The following is an 18,430-nucleotide window of genomic DNA, read 5'->3' as shown; positions in this document are numbered from 1 at the left end:
GGATGCACTTCATGAGCCTGCACGGTCTGCTCGACGCCGTCGTCAACGATCCGGCGCTCGCCGAGGCGGTGAAGGCCGCGGGCGACGGCAACCGGCCGCACGTCGACCTGGTCGGCCCGCCCGCCGCGCGTCCCTTCACGATCGCCGCGCTCGCCCGGAACGCGGGACGCCCCGTGCTCGCCGTGACCGCCACCGGCCGGGAGGCCGAGGACCTGGCGGCGGCGCTGCGCTCGCTCCTCCCGGCGGACGCCGTCGTCGAGTACCCCGCGTGGGAGACGCTGCCGCACGAGCGGCTGTCCCCGCGCTCGGACACCGTCGGCCGCCGCCTCGCCGTGCTGCGCCGCCTCTCCCACCCGAGCGGGGACGACCCGGCCGCCGGGCCCGTCAGCGTCGTCGTCGCGCCCATCCGCTCCGTGCTGCAGCCGCAGGTCAAGGGCCTGGGCGACCTGGAGCCCGTCAGCCTGCGCAGCGGGCAGGCCGCCGACCTCGAAGTCGTCGTGGACGCCCTCGCCGCCGCCGCGTACGCCCGCGTCGAACTGGTCGAGAAGCGCGGCGAGTTCGCCGTGCGCGGCGGCATCCTCGACGTGTTCCCGCCGACCGAGGAGCACCCCCTCCGCGTCGAGTTCTGGGGCGACGACGTCGAGGAGATCCGCTACTTCAAGGTCGCCGACCAGCGTTCCCTGGAGGTCTCCGAGCACGGCCTGTGGGCCCCGCCCTGCCGCGAGCTGCTGCTGACCGACGACGTCCGCGAGCGGGCCGCCGCCCTCGCCGAGGAACACCCCGAGCTGGGCGAGCTCCTCGGCAAGATCGCCGAGGGGATCGCGGTCGAGGGCATGGAGTCCCTCGCGCCCGTCCTCGTCGACGACATGGAGCTCCTCCTGGACGTGCTGCCGGCCGGCGCGATGGCCGTGGTCTGCGACCCCGAGCGGGTCCGCACCAGGGCCGCCGACCTGGTGGCCACCTCCCAGGAGTTCCTCCAGGCGTCGTGGGCCGCCACGGCCGGCGGCGGCGAGGCCCCCATCGACGTGAACGCCGCGTCCCTGTGGAGCATCGCCGACGTCCGCGACCGGGCCCGCGAGCTCGGCATGATGTGGTGGTCGGTCAGTCCCTTCGCCGCCGGCGAGGACCTGGACGGCGACACCCTCACGCTCGGCATGCACGCCCCCGAGACCTACCGCGGCGACACCGCCCGCGCCCTGGCCGACACCAAGGGCTGGGTCGCCGACGGCTGGCGGACGGTCTTCCTCACCGAGGGCCACGGCCCCGCCTCCCGCACGGCCGAGGTGCTGGCGGGCGAGGGCATCCCGGCCCGCCTCGACGCGGACCTGCCCGAGCTGACGCCCGCCGTCGTCCACGTCTCCTGCGCGAGCCTCGACAGCGGCTTCGTCGACCCCGCCCTGAAGGTCGCGGTGCTCACCGAGGCCGACCTCACCGGCCAGAAGTCCGCCAGCAAGGACCTGGGCCGGATGCCGGTCCGCCGCCGCAAGACCATCGACCCCCTGACCCTCCAGGCCGGCGACTACATCGTCCACGAGCAGCACGGCGTCGGCCGCTACCTGGAGATGGTCCAGCGCACCGTCCAGGGCGCCACCCGCGAGTACCTGCTCGTCGAGTACGCCCCCGCCAAGCGCGGCCAGCCCGGCGACCGCCTCTACATCCCCACCGACCAGCTGGAGCAGGTCACCAAGTACGTGGGCGGCGAGGCCCCCACCCTCCACCGGCTGGGCGGCGCCGACTGGACGAAGACCAAGGCGCGCGCCAAGAAGGCCGTCAAGGAGATCGCCGCCGACCTCATCAAGCTCTACTCGGCCCGGATGGCCGCCCCCGGCCACTCCTTCGCGCCGGACACCCCCTGGCAGCGCGAGCTGGAGGACGCCTTCCCCTACGCGGAGACGCCCGACCAGCTCACCACCATCGCCGAGGTCAAGGAGGACATGGAGAAGTCCGTCCCCATGGACCGCCTGGTCTGCGGCGACGTCGGCTACGGCAAGACCGAGATCGCGGTCCGCGCGGCCTTCAAGGCCGTGCAGGACGGCAAACAGGTGGCCGTGCTCGTGCCCACCACCCTCCTCGTCCAGCAGCACTTCGGCACGTTCTCCGAGCGCTACTCGCAGTTCCCGGTGTCCGTGAAGGCGCTGTCCCGCTTCCAGACGGACACCGAGGCGAAGGCCGTGCTGGAGGGCCTGCGCGAGGGCTCGGTCGACATCGTCATCGGCACCCACCGCCTGTTCTCGTCCGAGACGAAGTTCAAGGACCTGGGCCTGGTCATCGTCGACGAGGAGCAGCGCTTCGGCGTCGAGCACAAGGAGCAGCTGAAGAAGCTGCGCGCCAACGTCGACGTGCTGACGATGTCCGCCACGCCCATCCCGCGCACCCTGGAGATGGCGGTCACGGGCATCCGCGAGATGTCCACGATCACCACTCCGCCGGAGGAGCGGCACCCGGTGCTGACGTTCGTGGGGCCGTACGACCAGAAGCAGATCGGCGCCGCGATCCGGCGCGAGCTGCTCCGCGAGGGCCAGGTCTTCTACATCCACAACCGGGTGGAGTCCATCGACCGGGCCGCCGCGCGGCTGCGCGAGATCGTGCCGGAGGCGCGCATCGCCACGGCGCACGGGCAGATGGGCGAGAGCCAGCTGGAGCAGGTCGTCGTCGACTTCTGGGAGAAGAAGTTCGACGTGCTGGTCTCGACGACGATCGTCGAGTCGGGCATCGACATCTCCAACGCCAACACCCTCATCGTCGAGCGCGGCGACAACTTCGGCCTGTCGCAGCTCCACCAGCTGCGCGGCCGGGTGGGCCGCAGCCGCGAGCGCGGCTACGCCTACTTCCTCTACCCGCCGGAGAAGCCGCTCACGGAGACGGCGCACGAGCGGCTGGCCACCATCGCCCAGCACACGGAGATGGGCGCGGGCATGTACGTCGCCATGAAGGACCTGGAGATCCGCGGCGCGGGCAATCTCCTCGGCGGCGAGCAGTCCGGCCACATCGCGGGCGTCGGCTTCGACCTGTACATCCGGATGGTCGGCGAGGCCGTGGCCGACTACCGGGCCTCGGTCGAGGGCGGCGGGGAGGAGGCGGAGGCGCCGCTCGAGGTGAAGATCGAGCTGCCCGTCGACGCGCACGTCCCGCACGACTACGCGCCGGGCGAGCGGCTGCGCCTCCAGGCGTACCGGGCCATCGCCTCGGCGAACAGCGAGGAGGACATCAAGGCGGTCCGCGAGGAGCTCACCGACCGCTACGGCAAGCTGCCGGAGCCCGTGGAGAACCTGCTGCTGGTCGCCGGACTGCGGATGCTCGCCCGTGCCTGCGGCGTCAGCGACATCACCCTGCAAGGCCCCAACGTCCGCTTCGGCCCGGTGGACCTGCGCGAGTCCCAGGAGCTGCGCCTCAAGCGCCTGTACCCGCGCACGGTGATGAAGCCGGCCGCCCAGCAGATCCTGGTGCCGCGCCCGGCGACCCGGCCCATCGGCGGCAAGCCGCTCGTGGGCCGCGAGCTGCTGGCGTGGACGGGCGAGTTCCTCACGACGATCCTGGGCTGAGGCCCCGTAAGGGGCGCCCCGTCCTGAGCGCCCCGTAAGGGGCGCGGGGCAGCGCCGATATGCGGCTACCGCCGCGTGGGCGCGCCCAGCCACGACGCACCCGCAGGTGACGTACCGGACTCCCGGCGGAGCGCTCCGCCGGGAGTCCGGGGCCGGGGCCGGGCCCCGGCCTACCCGACGTGCCGCAGGACGGCGTAGCCGCTCTCCGTGCCGAGCACGGTGAACGTGGCCCCCGGGTGCCGGGTCCGCGCGTCCTCGACCAGGTCGTTCGCGGTCCTGCCGTCGCCGATGCGCAGCGCGATGTAGTCGGGGACGATGCCCTGGGTGCCGCCTATCCAGAAGACCCGGCAGCGCTGGACGAGCCGGCTTATGGGGGTGATGTCGGCCTCGACGGTGGCGTTGTCGGGGATCCGGTCGAAGAGGCGTTCCGTGGCCTTGACGCTCTCGGGTATCCGGTAGGTGTCCGGCATGGTCAGGGAGTACAGCGGCAGGGACGCGGTGAGCGCGAGGGCCGCGGCGAGGACGGCGGCGGGCAGCTGGTGGGCGTAGCGGCGCAGCCACGGCCGGCCGGTGGCGCGCGCCTTGGCGAGCGCGTCGGTGAGGGCGATGAAGACGATGGGCATCAGGACGGCGCTGTAGTGCCAGTCGGTGCCCCAGAAGTGGTCGTCGTGGGAGACGAACCGCCAGCCGAGGGTGGGCAGGGCGACGAGCAGCACCGGTGAGCGCAGGGCCAGCAGTCCGGTGGTGGGCAGCAGGGTCCACGCCAGGGTGCGGACGGCGGTGTCGAGGGGGATGGTGGGGGCGGGTCCGGCGTCGCCGCTGAGCTTGTTCCAGTAGTCGTAGGAGCCGCTGCTGTTGAAGCCGGGGATGATGACGCCGAGGGCGAGGGCGGTGGCCGCGAGTCCGAAGGTGACCAGTCCGGTGGCCAGGGCCGTGGCCCGGGGGTCGCGGCCCGTGCCGCGCAGCCGGACGATGATCACCACGCCGATGGTCGCGATCGTGACGCCGAGGTCCTCCTTGACCAGGACCAGGGGCGCGGCCCAGAGCACCGCGGCCGTCCACCGCCGGCGGACCAGGGCCTCCAGGGAGAAGGCCAGCAGCGGCATGGCGAAGGCGATCTCGTGGAAGTCGAAGTCGACGGCGCGCTGGACTCCCCAGGACAGTCCGTAGGCGATGCCGATGGCGAGGCCCCGGCCGCGGCCGAGGAGGTGGGCCGCGAGCCGGGTGACGGGCACGGCCGACAGCGCGAACAGCGCGGCCTGGACCACGAGGAGGGTGATGGGCGTGGGGAAGACGCGGTAGAGCGGGGCGATCAGCGCGGTGACGGGGCTGAAGTGGTCGCCGAGGACGTTGGTGCCGGGGCCCTTGAGGTCGGCTATGGGCGCCTGGAAGTGGGCGTAGGCGCGTATCGCCTGCTCGAAGATGCCCAGGTCCCAGGACATGGTGAGCATCCGCAGATGACGGCTGACGGACAGGATGGTGTAGAGGACGAACAGGACGGCGCCCAGCCAGTAGGGGTCCAGTCCCGGTGCGCGCAGCCGGGCGGACATGGGGCGGCGTCCGGCTGGTGCGGCCTCGGCCGGGCTGTGGCCTGCTGCCGACACGTCGGCGGTGGCCGAGTCCATGGGCGGTCCTCTCTCTTCCTGCTCGTCAACGGGGCCTTCGGGCCCCTTGGCCGGCTTCGGCCGGTTTCTTGCGGTCCGTGCGCTCCGCTGGTCTTGAAGTATGCGTCCTCGGCGGCGGGCGTCACGATGCCGTCGCGCGCCGGGATCGTTCGCGCATCCCGGCGGACCGCGAATCGTTGGCCGAATCAGTGGCTTGGGCCACGCGGACTGCCTACCATCGATCAACGCCAGGCCGATGGACCGCACGCCGCGGGGTCCGCCCCGCCCCTGCTCAACGCCCCTGCCCACGTATGCCGCACGATCTTTCGTCGCCGGGAGGCTTCATGATCCGCCGCAGGACAGCGCTCTCCGTCTCCGCCGCCGGGCTGCTCGCCGCCGTGCCCCTGCTCACCGGCTGCGGATCCACTCCGCACCCCGGTGCCGCCGCCGTGGTGGGCAAGGACCGGATCACCGTCGCCCAGCTCCAGAGCCAGGTGGAGGACGTGCGGGAGGCGCAACGGTCCGCGCCGCAGGGGCGCCAGCTGCTGGCGAGCAGCGCCCGGCTCAGCCAGGACACCCTGGTGCGGCTGATCCAGTACCGGGTCATCGAGGCCGCCGGCCGGGACAACGGCGTCGACGTCACCCGGCGGGAGCTCCAGGAGCGCCGGGAGGAGGTCGAGAAGCTGCTCGGCGGCTCGGCGGCGGTCGACAGCCGGTTCCTCGCGGCGGGGATCGCCCCGGACCAGGTCGACCAGGAGCTGTCGGCCGGGCTCGTCCGGGCCAAGCTGGAGAAGAAGCTCGGCCAGGCCCGTACCGTCGACACGCTGATGAAGACGTCCGAGGCGCTGCGCGTCGACGTCAATCCGCGCTACGGCACGTGGGACGCCAGGCGCGGCACGGCCCGGCCCGTCCAGGAGCCCTGGCTGCGCCCCGCCGCTCAGGCCGCCCCCGAACAGCCGGCCTGAGCGCCCGTAAGGGGCGCGGGGAACTGCGCGACCGGCCACGACCGGCCCGCAGACGAAGAATCGGTCCCCCGGCGGAGCCCTTAGGCTCGGCCATGTGACCGACCGCCGTGCGAATGATTCCGCGAACGCCTCCGACGTCCCCGCCGACGCGCCCGGGGGCGACCCCCTCGGCCGTATCGTCCTGCTGACCACCAGCCACCGGGTCGCCCCCGGTCTGCTGTCCTGGCCGGCGTGGCAGACGCTGCGCGCCGCCGACCGGGTGCTGTGCGCCGACGCCGGCCACCCCCAGCTGCCGTATCTGGGGGAGGCCGGCGTCGTGGTCGAGCACGCGGCGCCGGCGGCGCGGGAGCTCGTCGACTACTGCGCGGCGGGCGGGCGCACCGTCGTGGTGCTCACCTCCGCCGAGGGCGAGTCGGCCCTCACCGACGGCCTGGCCCGGCTGGCCGGCTCCGGCCGGGAGTCGATGCCCGCGCTGGAGCTGCTGCCCGGCTCGTACGACCTGCCCGGCGCCCGGCTGCTCGACCTGGTGCAGGTGATGGACCGGATCCGGGTGTCCTGCCCCTGGACGGGGATCCGCACCCACGAGGACCTGGCGAAGTACGGGCTGGAGGAGATGTACGAGCTCCTGGAGGCCATCGAGACCGGTGACCGGGAGGCGCTCCGGGAGGAGCTGGGCGACGTCCTGCTCCAGGTCGTCTTCCACGCCCGGATCGCGCAGGACGACCCGGACGAGCCGTTCTCCGTCGACGACGTCGCCGCCGGGATCGTCGACAAGCTCATCCACCGCCACCCGCACGTATTCGGCGAGGAGTCCGCCGAGACGCCGGAGGAGGTCAAGGCGCACTGGATGCGGACGAAGGCCGACGAGAAGCGCCGGGAGTCGGTGACCGAGGGCGTGCCGCTGGGCCAGCCGGCCCTGGCGCTGGCCGCGAAGCTGGCCTCCCGGGCCCGCCACGAGCGGCTGGCGGTGGCCCTGCCGGAGGGGGAGGGCGTCGGCTACGAGCTGCTGGCCCTGGCCGTGCGGGCGGAGGCGGCGGGTGTCGAGCCGGAGACCGCCCTGCGGGCCGCCGCGCGGACGTACCGTGACGCGATCCGGGCCGCCGAGGAGGCCCGGGGCGGGGCCCCGGAGTAGCGCGGACGGGGCGCTCGCTCACTCGTTCGGCCCAGTGGCGGTCTTGAGGGGGCGACCGGCGGGTACCCGAGTCCCATGCGCACCGTTCCCATGGACTTCGCCGCTCCCCCTCAGCTCGGCGGGATCGCCCCCTTCATCGTGGGGCTCTTCGTCGTCGCCATCCTGATCGGCGCCATCGTCGTCGGCCGGAGGGTCCGCGACCGGGAGCCCCCGCCGCCGAGCCAGCCGCAGCGCCGCCAGGGCGCCTGGCAGACCCCGCAGGAGCACGAACGGGGGCCCACCTCGCCGAACCACGGCCCCGGGCACGCCCACGACGAGGAGGCGGTCGGGTACGTCACGGAGCACCACGAGCCGGACGAGCTCCACCCGGAGGCCGACGGGGAGCGGGTCCTTCCGCATGAGATGAAGAACCCGCCCGCCCATCCCGAGGAGCTCTCCGAGGAGCGGAAGAAATGGGACCCCGGCAGCAGCGGCGCCTTCGGCAGCGGCGGCGGTGGCCACCACTAGGTGACGCCCGGGCGGCTGGGCGGCTGGGCGCCTGGGTGGCGCTCTGGTGGCGCCGGGTAGGTAGCGTCGGGGCGTGCACGAGAATCACACGCCCCCCGCCCCACCCCTCTTCACCTGGGAGTTCGCCTCCGACCCCTACCCGGCGTACGCCTGGCTGCGCGAGCACGCCCCCGTGCACCGCACGGAGCTGCCCAGCGGTGTCGAGGCATGGCTGGTCACCCGCTACGCCGACGCCCGGCAGGCGCTCGCCGACCAGCGGCTGTCGAAGAACCCCGTGCACCACTCCGAGACCGCCCACGGCAAGGGCAAGGTCGGCATCCCCGGCGAGCGCAGCGCCAATCTGATGACGCACCTGCTCAACATCGACCCGCCGGACCACACCCGGCTGCGCCGGCTGGTGTCCAAGGCGTTCACCCCCCGCCGGGTCGCCGAGTTCGCCCCCCGCGTCCAGGAACTCACCGACCAGCTGATCGACGCCATTCTCGATAAACCCTGCGTCGAGAAGGGGGAGGCCGATCTCATCCACGAGTTCGCCTTTCCCCTCCCCATCTACGCCATCTGCGACATGCTCGGCGTCCCGCGCGAGGACCAGGACGACTTCCGGGACTGGGCGGGAATGATGATCCGTCACGGCGGCGGGCCGCGCGGCGGGGTGGCCCGCTCGGTGAAGAAGATGCGGACGTACCTCGCGGAGCTCATCCACCGCAAGCGCGAGGACCTCGGTGAGGACCTCATCTCCGGTCTCATCCGGGCGAGCGACCACGGCGAGCACCTCACCGAGAACGAGGCCGCGGCGATGGCCTTCATCCTCTTGTTCGCCGGTTTTGAAACAACTGTGAACCTGATCGGTAACGGAACCTACGCGCTGCTGCGCCACCCGGAGCAGCGCGCCCGGCTCCAGCGGGCCCTCGCCGAGGGCGACGAGAGCCTCCTCGCCACGGGCGTCGAGGAGCTGCTGCGCTACGACGGCCCGGTGGAGCTCGCCACCTGGCGGTTCGCCACCCAGGACCTGGTCCTGGGCGGGCAGCGCATCGCCGAGGGCGATCCCGTGCTGGTCGTTCTGGCCGCCGCCGACCGGGATCCGGAGCGTTTCGCCGACCCCGACACCCTGGATCTGTCCCGGCGCGACAACCAGCACCTGGGCTACGGACACGGCATCCACTACTGCCTCGGCGCGCCCCTCGCCCGCCTCGAAGGACAGGCCGCGATCGCGACGCTGCTGCGCCGGCTGCCCGATCTGTCCCTCGCCGCCGAACCCGAGGACCTGCGCTGGCGCGGTGGCCTGATCATGCGTGGATTGCGCACTTTGCCCGTGGAGTTCACGCCCAAAAGCCACGCCCTGTGACGCCACGTCAAACGGTGGTTATCGGCACGTGACCTCCGCTACACCGGCTTGTGACTCCCGGAAGCCCTCGCTATGGTCTGCGACCAATCGAACGCCGCCTACGCGAGAGGCCCGCCCATGCTCTCTGGATCCGGTAGACATCGCCGTCCTCGTCAGATACCCGCCATCGTGGTCGCGGCGGGGGTGACGGCCTCCAGCGCGGCCCTGCCGCTGCTGGCGACCGGCTCCGCCGTCGCCGCGGACGCGGGCACCTGGGACAAGGTCGCCCAGTGTGAGAGCGGGGGGATGTGGAGCGCCAACAGCGGCAACGGCTTCCACGGCGGTCTCCAGCTCACCCAGCAGATGTGGGAGCAGAACGGCGGCATCGCGTACGCGCCGCGCCCCGACCTGGCCAGCCGGTCCCAGCAGATAGCCGTGGCCGAGCGGATCCTCAAGGCGGAGGGCGCCGACACCTGGCGCACCTGCGCGGTGAGTTCCGGCCTGGCCGGCGAGGCGGCTCAGGGCGACGACAAGGCGCCTGAGGTGGACCCGGGCGACGGGTCGTCCTCCGCCGCGCCGGAGCCCAGCCGCCCCCGCACGCCCGGGCGCGGCAACCAGCCCGCTCCCGAGCGCACGTCGCCCGCGCCGTCCGAGCCGTCTTCCGGGTCGTCCAAGCCCGCGCCCACTTCGTCCGGTTCGCCCACGCCGGGCTCCTCCGGTACCCCCTCCGCTTCCACGAGCCCGTCCCCGGACGCGGCCGGCGGCAAGCACCGCAAGGACCCGTCGGGACAGCCGACGGGACAGCCGACGACGGGTACGAGCCCCGGCGCGTCGGCCGATCCGACCGCCATCCCCACCGCCCCGGTCGGCAGCCCCTCGAACACCCCGGCGAACACGCCCTCGGACACTCCTGGAACAGGAACCTCGCCGTCCGGTTCACCGCTTCCCGGTGACACCGGGGCGACTCCCGGAACGGGCCGCCACCGTGCCGACCCGTCACCTTCCGGCGATGCTCAGCGGCCCTCCCGGGGCGGCGAGAGCCGGGCGGAGCTGCCGGCCGCGAACGACTACACCGTGCAGCCCGGTGACAACCTGTCAGAGATCGCCGAGCAACACTCGGTCACCGGAGGCTGGCAGACGCTGTATCAGAAGAACGAGAAACTGGTCGGTTCTGATCCGGACCTTATCCGCCCTGGTCAGAGGCTTGACATCCGTAAGTAGCGCTCCGGTTCGAGGCGAATGTCCGTTCCAGTCGAAAGTGAGACATGGGTCTCGTTGACGGAGCGTCGGATGCCTCGAATCCGTTTTGCTCGAATGGCCTCTCACCTGCGGAAACGTCTGGTTTCCGGGGGTAACTCTGGCCGCTGGTGGCTGAAAAGTGGGGTTTGAACCCGTCGGCCGCCTGTGATTACCGTCGTCACCGCTCGCCACCGCGAGCACCACGGCCGCACGCCGAATCCTGCCGGCGGCCGGGGGAGTCGTCGCGCAAGCGCCGTAGGCAGGAGCGGGGGAACCAAGGTAGGTCGCCGGAACGGTCCCAAGGCCACATGGCCGAAGGAGCGGAACGGCTTGGGGTGAAGCCCGGGAACGCGAAAGCGCACCGGGCCGGGCGAACTCACAGCCCGAACCCGACAGCTCACCTCGTAGGCGTCGGTGAGGAAACCGACTCATGTCCAAGGGCAAGCACCGTCGTCCGTCCAAGGCCGTCCGCATCGTCACGCTCGCCGGCGTCACCGGCGCGGCTGTCGCAGCCCCTCTGATGGTCGCGACCTCCGCCAACGCCGCCTCCGTCTCCACGTGGGACAAGGTCGCCGAATGCGAGTCCAGCGGTAACTGGCACATCAACACCGGCAACGGCTACTACGGTGGCCTGCAGTTCTCGAACTCCTCCTGGAAGGCCGCCGGCGGCGGGCAGTACGCCCCGCGCGCCGACCTGGCCACCAAGTCCCAGCAGATCGCCACCGCCGAGCGCCTGCTGGCCATGCAGGGCCCGGGTGCCTGGGGCTGCGCCGGCTACGGCGGCCTGACCAGCGGTGGCGCCAAGGCGAACGTCGACACGGACGACTCCGACGGCGGTTACGTCGCGAAGAAGTCCACGAAGTCCGCCTCCGGTGCCTACGGCAAGGCCCAGTCCCACGCCGACCGCAGCAAGCGCCAGGCCGCGCCGCAGGGCAACCACAGCAGCAAGCCCGTCCAGCAGTCGGACGACTCCGACGACGAGGCCCCGGCGCCGAAGCACACCGCCCCGCAGACCGTCCAGAAGGGCGACGGCGAGTACCAGGTGAAGGCGGGCGACACCCTCGCCACCATCGCCGTGTCCCAGAAGGTCCAGGGCGGCTGGCAGAAGCTGCACGAGCTCAACAAGAAGATCGTGCCCGACGCGGACGTGATCTTCCCGGGCCAGCAGCTCCACCTGCGCTGAGCGAAGGCCGGCCGGGGCCGGTGACGACCCCGGCCGGCCGAGCGACCGCCCCGCCCCGATGCGACTTCCCCCCGAGCCGCATCGGAGCGGGGCTCCGCTCGTTCTGCCGGTCCGCTGTTGAGCGAACACACCGACGATTCGTCCGGGGATCTCGGCGTTTGTGCCAATTTTCGGCCCGGGCGACAGGGCAAGGGCGGGCGCACGCTCCGGGGCCCGTTAGGCTCGTGGTGCAGAACTCCAGACACCCACGAAGGAGACCCTCGTGCCGTCCATCGACGTCGTCGTAGCTCGCGAGATCCTCGACTCGCGAGGCAACCCCACGGTCGAGGTCGAGGTCGGCCTCGACGACGGCTCCACGGGCCGTGCCGCCGTACCGTCCGGCGCCTCCACCGGCGCCTTCGAGGCCATCGAGCTTCGTGACGGCGACCCCAAGCGCTACCTCGGCAAGGGCGTCGAGAAGGCCGTCCTCGCCGTCATCGAGCAGATCGGCCCGGAGCTCGTCGGCTACGACGCCACCGAGCAGCGCCTGATCGACCAGGCCATGTTCGACCTGGACGCCACCGAGAACAAGGGCTCCCTGGGCGCCAACGCCATCCTCGGCGTCTCCCTGGCCGTCGCGCACGCCGCCTCCGAGGCGTCCGACCTGCCGCTCTTCCGCTACCTCGGCGGCCCGAACGCGCACCTGCTGCCCGTTCCGATGATGAACATCCTGAACGGCGGCTCGCACGCCGACTCCAACGTGGACATCCAGGAGTTCATGATCGCGCCGATCGGCGCGGAGTCCTTCTCCGAGGCCCTGCGCTGGGGCGCCGAGGTCTACCACACCCTCAAGAAGGTGCTGAAGGCCAAGGGCCTGTCCACCGGTCTCGGCGACGAGGGCGGCTTCGCCCCGAACCTGGGCTCCAACCGCGAGGCCCTCGACCTCATCCTCGAGGCCATCAAGGAGGCCGGCTACACCCCCGGCCAGGACATCGCGCTCGCGCTCGACGTGGCCGCCTCCGAGTTCTACAAGGACGGCGTCTACACCTTCGAGGGCAAGGACCGCACCGCGGCCGAGATGACCGAGTACTACGCCGAGCTCGTCGCCGCGTACCCGCTGGTCTCCATCGAGGACCCGCTGTTCGAGGACGACTGGGCCGGCTGGAACACCATCACCGAGAAGCTCGGCGACAAGGTCCAGATCGTCGGTGACGACCTGTTCGTCACCAACCCCGAGCGCCTGGCCCGCGGCATCGAGGAGGGCTCCGCCAACGCCCTGCTCGTCAAGGTCAACCAGATCGGTTCGCTGACCGAGACCCTGGACGCCGTCGAGATGGCCCAGCGCAACGGCTTCAAGTGCATGATGTCCCACCGCTCCGGCGAGACCGAGGACGTCACCATCGCCGACCTCGCCGTCGCCGTGAACTGCGGTCAGATCAAGACCGGCGCCCCGGCCCGCTCGGACCGCGTCGCCAAGTACAACCAGCTGCTGCGCATCGAGGAGATCCTCGACGACGCCGCGGTGTACGCCGGCCGCAGCGCCTTCCCGCGCTTCAAGGGCTGAGCCCGAAAGGCACAGCGAGGGCTGAGCCTCAAGGGCTGACCTTCTCGCCAGTCTCCGTACGTCCCCGGCCGCGGTCCCGTACCGTGTCCGGGGACGTACGTTCGTAACGGACTCTCCAGGGGAGGCGACGTGGGCGCGGACCGGTTCTCCACCGCGACCAGGCTCAAGGCGCTGGGCACGGCGCTGGTCCAGGGGCCGACCGCGGCCCGGGCCCGGGTCTACCGCGCCCGCCCGCAGCGCCGCTCCCGGCTCACCGGCCGCGCGGCGCTCCTCGCGCTCGTCGTCTGCTCGCTCGTCGTCGCCCTCGCCTACCCCATGCGCCAGTGGGTCACCCAGCGCTCGGACATCGCCGACCAGCGGCACCGGACGGAGCAGGCGCGCGAGGACGTCAAGCGGCTGCACGAGGAGAAGGCCCGGCTGGAGGACCCGGCGTACGTGGAACAGCTGGCGCGCGAGCACCTCCACTTCGTACGCCCCGGCGAGACCGGCTACACCGTGGTGGACGGCAGCGCCGACGGCGGGCGCCACAAGGACCAGGGCGCCGCCGACCGCCCCTGGTACAGCAACCTCTTCGACGACGTGGACGCCTCCGACGCCCACCGCTGACCCGGCGACCCCGCACACACCTCTTACGCACCCGACATCACGCATCCGACCGATCGAGCACGAGCGAGCACATGGACACGCCTCCTCCGAAGACCGAGCCCACCGAGCCGACGGACGCGGACATCGCCGCGTTCAAGGAGCAGCTGGGCCGCCCGCCGCGCGGACTGCGCTCCATCGCGCACCGCTGCCCCTGCGGCAACCCCGACGTGGTCGAGACGGCGCCGCGCCTGGAGGACGGCACGCCGTTCCCCACCCTCTACTACCTGACCTGCCCCCGGGCCGCGGGCGCGATCGGCACCCTCGAGGGCTCGGGCCTGATGAAGGAGATGCAGGACCGGCTGGCGACGGACCCGGAGCTGGCCGCCGCCTACCGGGCCGCCCATGAGGACTACATCGCGCGCCGCGACGCCATCGAGGTCCTGGAGGGCTTCCCCAGCGCCGGCGGCATGCCGGACCGGGTGAAGTGCCTCCACGTGCTCGTCGGCCACTCGCTGGCGGCCGGCCCGGGCGTGAACCCGTTCGGCGACGAGGCCATCGCGCTGCTGCCGGAGTGGTGGAGCAAGGGCCCGTGCGTGAACCCGTGCTCCGGTGAGGAGGGCTGCGCGTGACCCGCGTCGCCGCCGTCGACTGCGGCACGAACTCCATCCGGCTGCTGGTCGCCGACTGCGACCCGGACACGGGCGAACTCGTGGAGCTCGACCGCCGGATGACGATCGTCCGCCTCGGCCAGGGCGTGGACCGCACGGGCCGCTTCGCGCCGGAGGCGCTGGAGCGCACGTTCGCCGCGTGCCGGGAGTACGCGGAGGTCATCAAGGACCTCAAGGCGGAGCGGGTGCGCTTCGTGGCGACGTCCGCCTCCCGGGACGTCTCCAACCGCGAGGAGTTCGTGCGCGGCGTCGAGGACATCCTGGGCGTGGAGCCCGAGGTGATCAGCGGTGACCAGGAGGCCGAGTTCTCCTTCACCGGCGCCACCAAGGAGCTCGTGGGCCGCGCGGACCTGGCGAAGCCGTTCCTCGTCGTGGACATCGGCGGCGGCTCGACCGAGTTCGTCGTCGGCGAGGAGCACGTCCGGGCCGCGCGCAGCGTGGACGTGGGCTGCGTGCGGATGACGGAACGTCACCTCGTGACGGACGGCGTGGTCTCCGACCCGCCGGCCGCCGACCGGATCGCCGCCATACGGGCCGACGTCGAGGCCGCCCTCGACCTCGCCGGGCAGACCGTCCCGCTCACCGAGGCCCGCACGCTCGTGGGCCTGGCCGGCTCGGTCACCACGGTCGCGGGCATCGCCCTCGACCTGGCCGAGTACGACTCCACCGCCATCCACCACGCGCGCATCCCCCTCGCCCGCGTCCAGGACATCACCGCCCGCCTCCTCGCCTCCACCCACGAGGAGCGCACCGCGATCCCGGTGCTCCACCCCGGCCGCGTCGACGTCATCGCCGCGGGCGCGCTGATCCTCCAGTGCGTGATGGAGCGCGTGGGCGCCGAGGAGGTCGTCGTGAGCGAGCACGACATCCTCGACGGCATCGCGTGGTCCTTGGCCTGACCGCCTACAGGCCGCGGTACACGTCCCGCCGGTCGCCTACCTTGACGACGAGGATGACGAGCTCACCATCGTTGATCTGGTAGGCGACCCGGTAGCTTCCGACCCTGAGCCGGTAGAGCCCGGACGGGCCGGTGAGCTTCTTGACGTCGGCGTCCTCGCGGTACGGGTCGTCACCGAGCGCGGTCAGCGCGGTCAGGATGCGCATGGCGTCGGGCCGGCTGATGGCCCGGAGCCCCCGCTGCGCCGCCGCAGTGAACCGGAACGCGTACTTCACGCCGCGTCGCCGTCCTGCTCGGTGAACAGGTCTGCCAGCAGTTCCGCCATCGTCACTGTGCGGCCGCCCTCGGCCAGGACCGCTTCGGCTTCGCGCGCCAGCATGACGTCGGCCGCTTCCTCCAGTGCCTCGAAGTCCGCGATCGGGACTACCGCTGCCACCGGAGCGCCGTTGCGCGTGATGACAGTCGGAACGCCTTCCTCGGCCCGGTTGATGTGGTCGGCGAGGTGCGCGCGGGCTTCCCGTACGGTCACGGTGTTCTCGGTCATGAGACCAGTGTACGCATCAGCGTGTACACGCGCACGGTGGCGCTTCCTCCGGCACTTTGCGAACGCCCCCGGCCCGTTGTGCGCGGGCCGGGGGCACCTCGTTGCCTCACACCGGCCAGGAGTCGCCCGGCGTGTCGAGCCATGCCTCTTGCCCGTCCGGTGTCACGGTGAGCCCGAAGCGGTCGTGCGTGGGTCTGCCCTGCTTCTGCCACCACCGGAAGGCGGCTTCCACGTCGTCCCACAGCCGGCGCGGGCCCGCCTGCCAGACGCGGGTCTCTTCCCCGTCCCGGAACATCACGCAGGCCCAGGAGCGGTCGCCCAACCCGTAGAACCACACGGGACGAGCGCCGTCACGGGCGTCGGCGACGGCCTGGACGCAGTGCGGCACCCGGAGGCCGAGGGCGAACGGGAGGGCGGTGTACCGGCCGGTGATGAACTCGGACTCGGTAACCGCTGTGGTGGAGGTGTCCGCGCTGTCGAACGTGCCCGCCGGAACGTATTCCGCGTGCGGTCGGCGGGGCGAACGCTGGGCCCGGATCTTCATGAACTCCACGGGGCGGGTGAAGTGGCCGAGCGCGATTCCGTTGTTTGCCCTCAGACGAACCACGGCGTCCGCGTTGCTGTAGTGCGTGCCCCATGGGGCGACGATGATCCCGCCCTTGCGGATCTGCGGCAGCCACGCCCCCGGGGACTCCCGGAGTCCCACGGTGGCGAGGACGCGGTCGTACGGCCCGTGACCCGCGTGGCCGCCGAACCCATCGCCGACGACGACGTCCGGGTACAGCCCGGCCGCGCACAGCCGTTCGCGGGCCCGAATGGAGACGGTGCGGTCGATCTCGATCGTGGTGACGCGTCCGCGCCCGCGTGACCCCACGCAGCGGTGGTACAGGGCCCCGGCGGTCTCACCCGTCCCGGTAGCCACGTCCAGCACGTTCATGCCCTCGTCGGCGTCCAGATCCTGAAAGAGCCCGTAGTTCACGGACGGCGCGGACGACGAGCTCGTCGACAGATGTCCTGGCGCGGTGCCGGAGTGCTCGCCGTCGTCCCACTGGGTGACGATGGGCTGGTCGCTGTCCACGGCCGCGTACCAGCCGTCGGGGTCGGTGGTCCGGTCGACGGCGACGCTCGTACCGGTCTCCATGTCCCACGGCCAGATCAGATCGGGCAGGAAGGCGGCCCGGTCCACGGCGGCGAAGGTCGGCGCCCAGTCCGACGACATCGCTTTCGTCTCGAAGAGGACGCGCCCCAGCTCATGTCGGCTGGGGCGCTCCACCTGCGGGTTGAACGTCACTTGCGGTGGGCCCCGTCTCCCTCGGGGCTACCGCCGTCGGGGGACGGGGGCTCGGCCGGCGGCGTCCACGGCTGCCCGGGGTGTCCGTCCCCCTCGCCTTCGTCCTTGCCGCGCCCGCCGTCGACGGCGGTTACGAACTGAATGTACACTTTGCACCCTTTCGCTTATTCGGATGGGCACGTGCGCCTGCCCGGCCGTCGACGGCCCTCACCGTTGTGAGGCGGCGACCGAACAGGGGTCTGGGGATGGGGTGTGTGGTCCCGGATCGTAGGGGCACGGCCGGGGCCGGGGTGCCGGATCGCCGCTATTGGGTGGTCTGCTGCGGGAGGCGGGTGCCCTGGCAGGCCGGGCACACCACGGGCGCGTAGTGGCGACGGACGGCGGCCGGAAGATCCGGGTCCGGCATGGCAGGCGGAGAGAAGAACGGTCCGCACGCCTCAGCCCATGTGAGGCGCCTTGCCGGTGGCGCGGGAACTGACGGCGCCTCGGCGGTCTTCGAAGGCGGCGGCGTCGGTTTCGCGATGCGCCGGAGCTGGCGAAGGAGGTACGCAAGCCAACTCATGGGTGCATCACCCGCAGGTGGCGACACATGGCCACGGTGAACCGGTGGGCGGCGTCGGGGTGGCCCGCTTCCAGCGCCTTCCTGCGCTCGGCCTTGAGTCTGGCGATGTATTTGCATCGCAGTGGGATGACGACTTCGAGGGAGTCGCCCTTCGCCTCCCACTCGCGACCGCCGTCGAGGCGGCGCAGTTGGTAGCGCGGTCCGACCTTGTCCATGACCTTGCCGATTCGGCCCGTGTCGGAGTCGTTCACCACCTGCCCGATCAGGGCGGTGCGATCCGGCTTCGACGTCACGTCGTCCCCCCGGCGGTGGTACCCGAGGCGGCCGGGTCCGCCGGCTTCGCGGTGTACAGGAATCCGCCGACCTGGCGGACCTCCTGTTCGACGCTTTCGCGTTCGGCGGCCGAGGGGGAGATCATCGAGGGCCAACCCGTGACGATGCCGTCGATCTCGCCTTCGCAGAGGCGGCTGAGCGCTTGTGACAGGCCGCCGCGCTCCCTGGGGGCGGGCTGGGCGTCGTCCTCTTCGATGACGTCCGCGACCTCCCAGCAGAACGCTTCGGCCGCTTCCTCGCACGTGTCGCGGGCCTGCCGGGTGAGGGCATCGTCGCTGCCGGACAGATAGATGAGGCACTTCACCCGCCCGGTCGACGGTGAAAAGCCGGCCGCCGCGTCTGCCAGGGCGCGGCGGCGCTGCTGGTCGCGCTCGGTTCGGCGCACGCCCGGTGGCTCGTGGGAGTCGGGACTCTGATTGTTGAGCATGACGGGCATGGTGCTCTTGGCGAAGCCGCTGGTGAAGCGACGGAGCGTACGACTTGGCGAGATCATCGCCGAGAACTCGCACG

The 18,430-nt window shown here is 71.9% G+C and carries 18 protein-coding genes and 1 riboswitch; of the genes, 11 read left to right on the top strand and 7 right to left on the bottom strand.

Translation table 11 applies throughout. The features are described from left to right. The first annotated feature begins 11 nt into the window (after nt 1-11). Nucleotides 12-3,542, top strand: coding sequence for a transcription-repair coupling factor (mfd, locus tag EKH77_RS12690; protein ID WP_126914503.1), 3,531 nt, complete (start codon nt 12-14; stop codon nt 3,540-3,542). 170 nt (nt 3,543-3,712) lie between these two features. Here mfd and EKH77_RS12685 read toward each other — a convergent pair whose 3' ends face one another. Beyond that, a complete protein-coding gene (locus tag EKH77_RS12685; RefSeq protein WP_126914502.1) occupies nt 3,713-5,167 on the bottom strand; it encodes a DUF2079 domain-containing protein in 1,455 nt (484 codons plus the stop codon). Nucleotides 5,168-5,490: 323 nt separating this feature from the next. Here EKH77_RS12685 and EKH77_RS12680 point away from each other — a divergent pair, with 323 nt between their 5' ends. The 10 genes from EKH77_RS12680 to EKH77_RS12635 all read left to right on the top strand — a co-directional run bounded on the left by EKH77_RS12680 (nt 5,491) and on the right by EKH77_RS12635 (nt 15,191). Then, nucleotides 5,491-6,111 (top strand): SurA N-terminal domain-containing protein, encoded by a 621-nt coding sequence (locus EKH77_RS12680; protein ID WP_126914501.1) that lies wholly within the window; start codon nt 5,491-5,493, stop codon nt 6,109-6,111. A gap of 94 nt (nt 6,112-6,205) precedes the next feature. Then, entirely contained in the window at nt 6,206-7,243 is a 1,038-nt protein-coding gene (locus EKH77_RS12675) for a nucleoside triphosphate pyrophosphohydrolase (RefSeq protein ID WP_126914500.1), read from the top strand. Between the two features lie 75 nt (nt 7,244-7,318). Continuing rightward, nucleotides 7,319-7,750, top strand: coding sequence for a DUF6479 family protein (locus EKH77_RS33005; protein ID WP_240667334.1), 432 nt, complete (start codon nt 7,319-7,321; stop codon nt 7,748-7,750). A 73-nt stretch (nt 7,751-7,823) separates the two neighbouring features. Beyond that, nucleotides 7,824-9,095 (top strand): cytochrome P450 family protein, encoded by a 1,272-nt coding sequence (locus EKH77_RS12665; protein WP_126914498.1) that lies wholly within the window; start codon nt 7,824-7,826, stop codon nt 9,093-9,095. A gap of 183 nt (nt 9,096-9,278) precedes the next feature. Then, nucleotides 9,279-10,295 carry a transglycosylase family protein gene (locus EKH77_RS12660; protein WP_346429055.1) on the top strand — a complete coding sequence of 339 codons (1,017 nt, stop codon included), beginning with the start codon at nt 9,279-9,281 and terminating at the stop codon, nt 10,293-10,295. 259 nt (nt 10,296-10,554) lie between these two features. Continuing rightward, a riboswitch (cyclic di-AMP (ydaO/yuaA leader) is annotated at nt 10,555-10,739 on the top strand. Nucleotides 10,740-10,743: 4 nt separating this feature from the next. Next, the gene (locus tag EKH77_RS12655) at nt 10,744-11,496 is read left to right on the top strand and encodes a transglycosylase family protein (protein WP_126914496.1); all 753 of its coding nucleotides are present in this window, start codon (nt 10,744-10,746) and stop codon (nt 11,494-11,496) included. A gap of 262 nt (nt 11,497-11,758) precedes the next feature. Then, complete coding sequence (eno, locus tag EKH77_RS12650; protein ID WP_126914495.1) at nt 11,759-13,039, top strand: phosphopyruvate hydratase; 1,281 nt, start codon at nt 11,759-11,761, stop codon at nt 13,037-13,039. Between the two features lie 129 nt (nt 13,040-13,168). Continuing rightward, complete coding sequence (locus EKH77_RS12645; protein WP_126914494.1) at nt 13,169-13,645, top strand: FtsB family cell division protein; 477 nt, start codon at nt 13,169-13,171, stop codon at nt 13,643-13,645. Nucleotides 13,646-13,716: 71 nt separating this feature from the next. Continuing rightward, nucleotides 13,717-14,253, top strand: coding sequence for a DUF501 domain-containing protein (locus EKH77_RS12640; protein ID WP_126914493.1), 537 nt, complete (start codon nt 13,717-13,719; stop codon nt 14,251-14,253). Further along, on the top strand, nt 14,250-15,191 hold the full coding sequence (locus EKH77_RS12635) for a Ppx/GppA phosphatase family protein (protein ID WP_126914492.1): 942 nt from the start codon (nt 14,250-14,252) through the stop codon (nt 15,189-15,191). Before EKH77_RS12640 ends, EKH77_RS12635 begins: the two co-directional genes overlap by 4 nt. Before the next feature lie 4 nt (nt 15,192-15,195). Here EKH77_RS12635 and EKH77_RS12630 read toward each other — a convergent pair whose 3' ends face one another. The 6 genes from EKH77_RS12630 to EKH77_RS12610 all read right to left on the bottom strand — a co-directional run bounded on the left by EKH77_RS12630 (nt 15,196) and on the right by EKH77_RS12610 (nt 18,356). Next, entirely contained in the window at nt 15,196-15,465 is a 270-nt protein-coding gene (locus EKH77_RS12630; RefSeq protein ID WP_126914491.1) for a type II toxin-antitoxin system RelE family toxin, read from the bottom strand. Then, entirely contained in the window at nt 15,462-15,734 is a 273-nt protein-coding gene (locus tag EKH77_RS12625) for a type II toxin-antitoxin system Phd/YefM family antitoxin (protein WP_126914490.1), read from the bottom strand. The genes EKH77_RS12630 and EKH77_RS12625 overlap by 4 nt, the downstream gene beginning before the upstream one ends. A 106-nt stretch (nt 15,735-15,840) precedes the next feature. Further along, on the bottom strand, nt 15,841-17,025 hold the full coding sequence (locus EKH77_RS12620) for a protein-L-isoaspartate(D-aspartate) O-methyltransferase (RefSeq protein WP_240667333.1): 1,185 nt from the start codon (nt 17,023-17,025) through the stop codon (nt 15,841-15,843). After that, on the bottom strand, nt 17,022-17,174 hold the full coding sequence (locus EKH77_RS33000; RefSeq protein ID WP_164737789.1) for a hypothetical protein: 153 nt from the start codon (nt 17,172-17,174) through the stop codon (nt 17,022-17,024). Before EKH77_RS33000 ends, EKH77_RS12620 begins: the two co-directional genes overlap by 4 nt. A 409-nt stretch (nt 17,175-17,583) precedes the next feature. Next, nucleotides 17,584-17,880, bottom strand: coding sequence for a hypothetical protein (locus tag EKH77_RS12615; RefSeq protein WP_126914489.1), 297 nt, complete (start codon nt 17,878-17,880; stop codon nt 17,584-17,586). Further along, nucleotides 17,877-18,356, bottom strand: coding sequence for a recombinase family protein (locus EKH77_RS12610; protein ID WP_164737788.1), 480 nt, complete (start codon nt 18,354-18,356; stop codon nt 17,877-17,879). The genes EKH77_RS12615 and EKH77_RS12610 overlap by 4 nt, the downstream gene beginning before the upstream one ends. Between the last annotated feature and the right edge of the window lie 74 nt (nt 18,357-18,430).

The organism is Streptomyces luteoverticillatus (genome assembly GCF_003970715.1).
Classification (GTDB): Bacteria; Actinomycetota; Actinomycetes; order Streptomycetales; family Streptomycetaceae; genus Streptomyces; species Streptomyces abikoensis.
Note: the sequence above shows the minus strand (reverse complement) of the source record. Positions and strands in the feature narration are given on the sequence as shown.

Bases quoted from the DNA above. Each gene is read 5' to 3' on its own strand.
- EKH77_RS12680 (WP_126914501.1), top strand. From the start codon at position 5,491: ATGATCCGCCGCAGGACAGCGCTCTCCGTCTCCGCCGCCGGGCTGCTC.
- EKH77_RS12685 (WP_126914502.1), bottom strand. From the start codon at position 5,167: ATGGACTCGGCCACCGCCGACGTGTCGGCAGCAGGCCACAGCCCGGCC.
- EKH77_RS12640 (WP_126914493.1), top strand. From the start codon at position 13,717: ATGGACACGCCTCCTCCGAAGACCGAGCCCACCGAGCCGACGGACGCG.
- EKH77_RS12625 (WP_126914490.1), bottom strand. From the start codon at position 15,734: ATGACCGAGAACACCGTGACCGTACGGGAAGCCCGCGCGCACCTCGCC.
- EKH77_RS12655 (WP_126914496.1), top strand. From the start codon at position 10,744: ATGTCCAAGGGCAAGCACCGTCGTCCGTCCAAGGCCGTCCGCATCGTC.
- EKH77_RS33005 (WP_240667334.1), top strand. From the start codon at position 7,319: ATGCGCACCGTTCCCATGGACTTCGCCGCTCCCCCTCAGCTCGGCGGG.
- mfd (WP_126914503.1), top strand. From the start codon at position 12: ATGAGCCTGCACGGTCTGCTCGACGCCGTCGTCAACGATCCGGCGCTC.
- EKH77_RS12610 (WP_164737788.1), bottom strand. From the start codon at position 18,356: ATGCCCGTCATGCTCAACAATCAGAGTCCCGACTCCCACGAGCCACCG.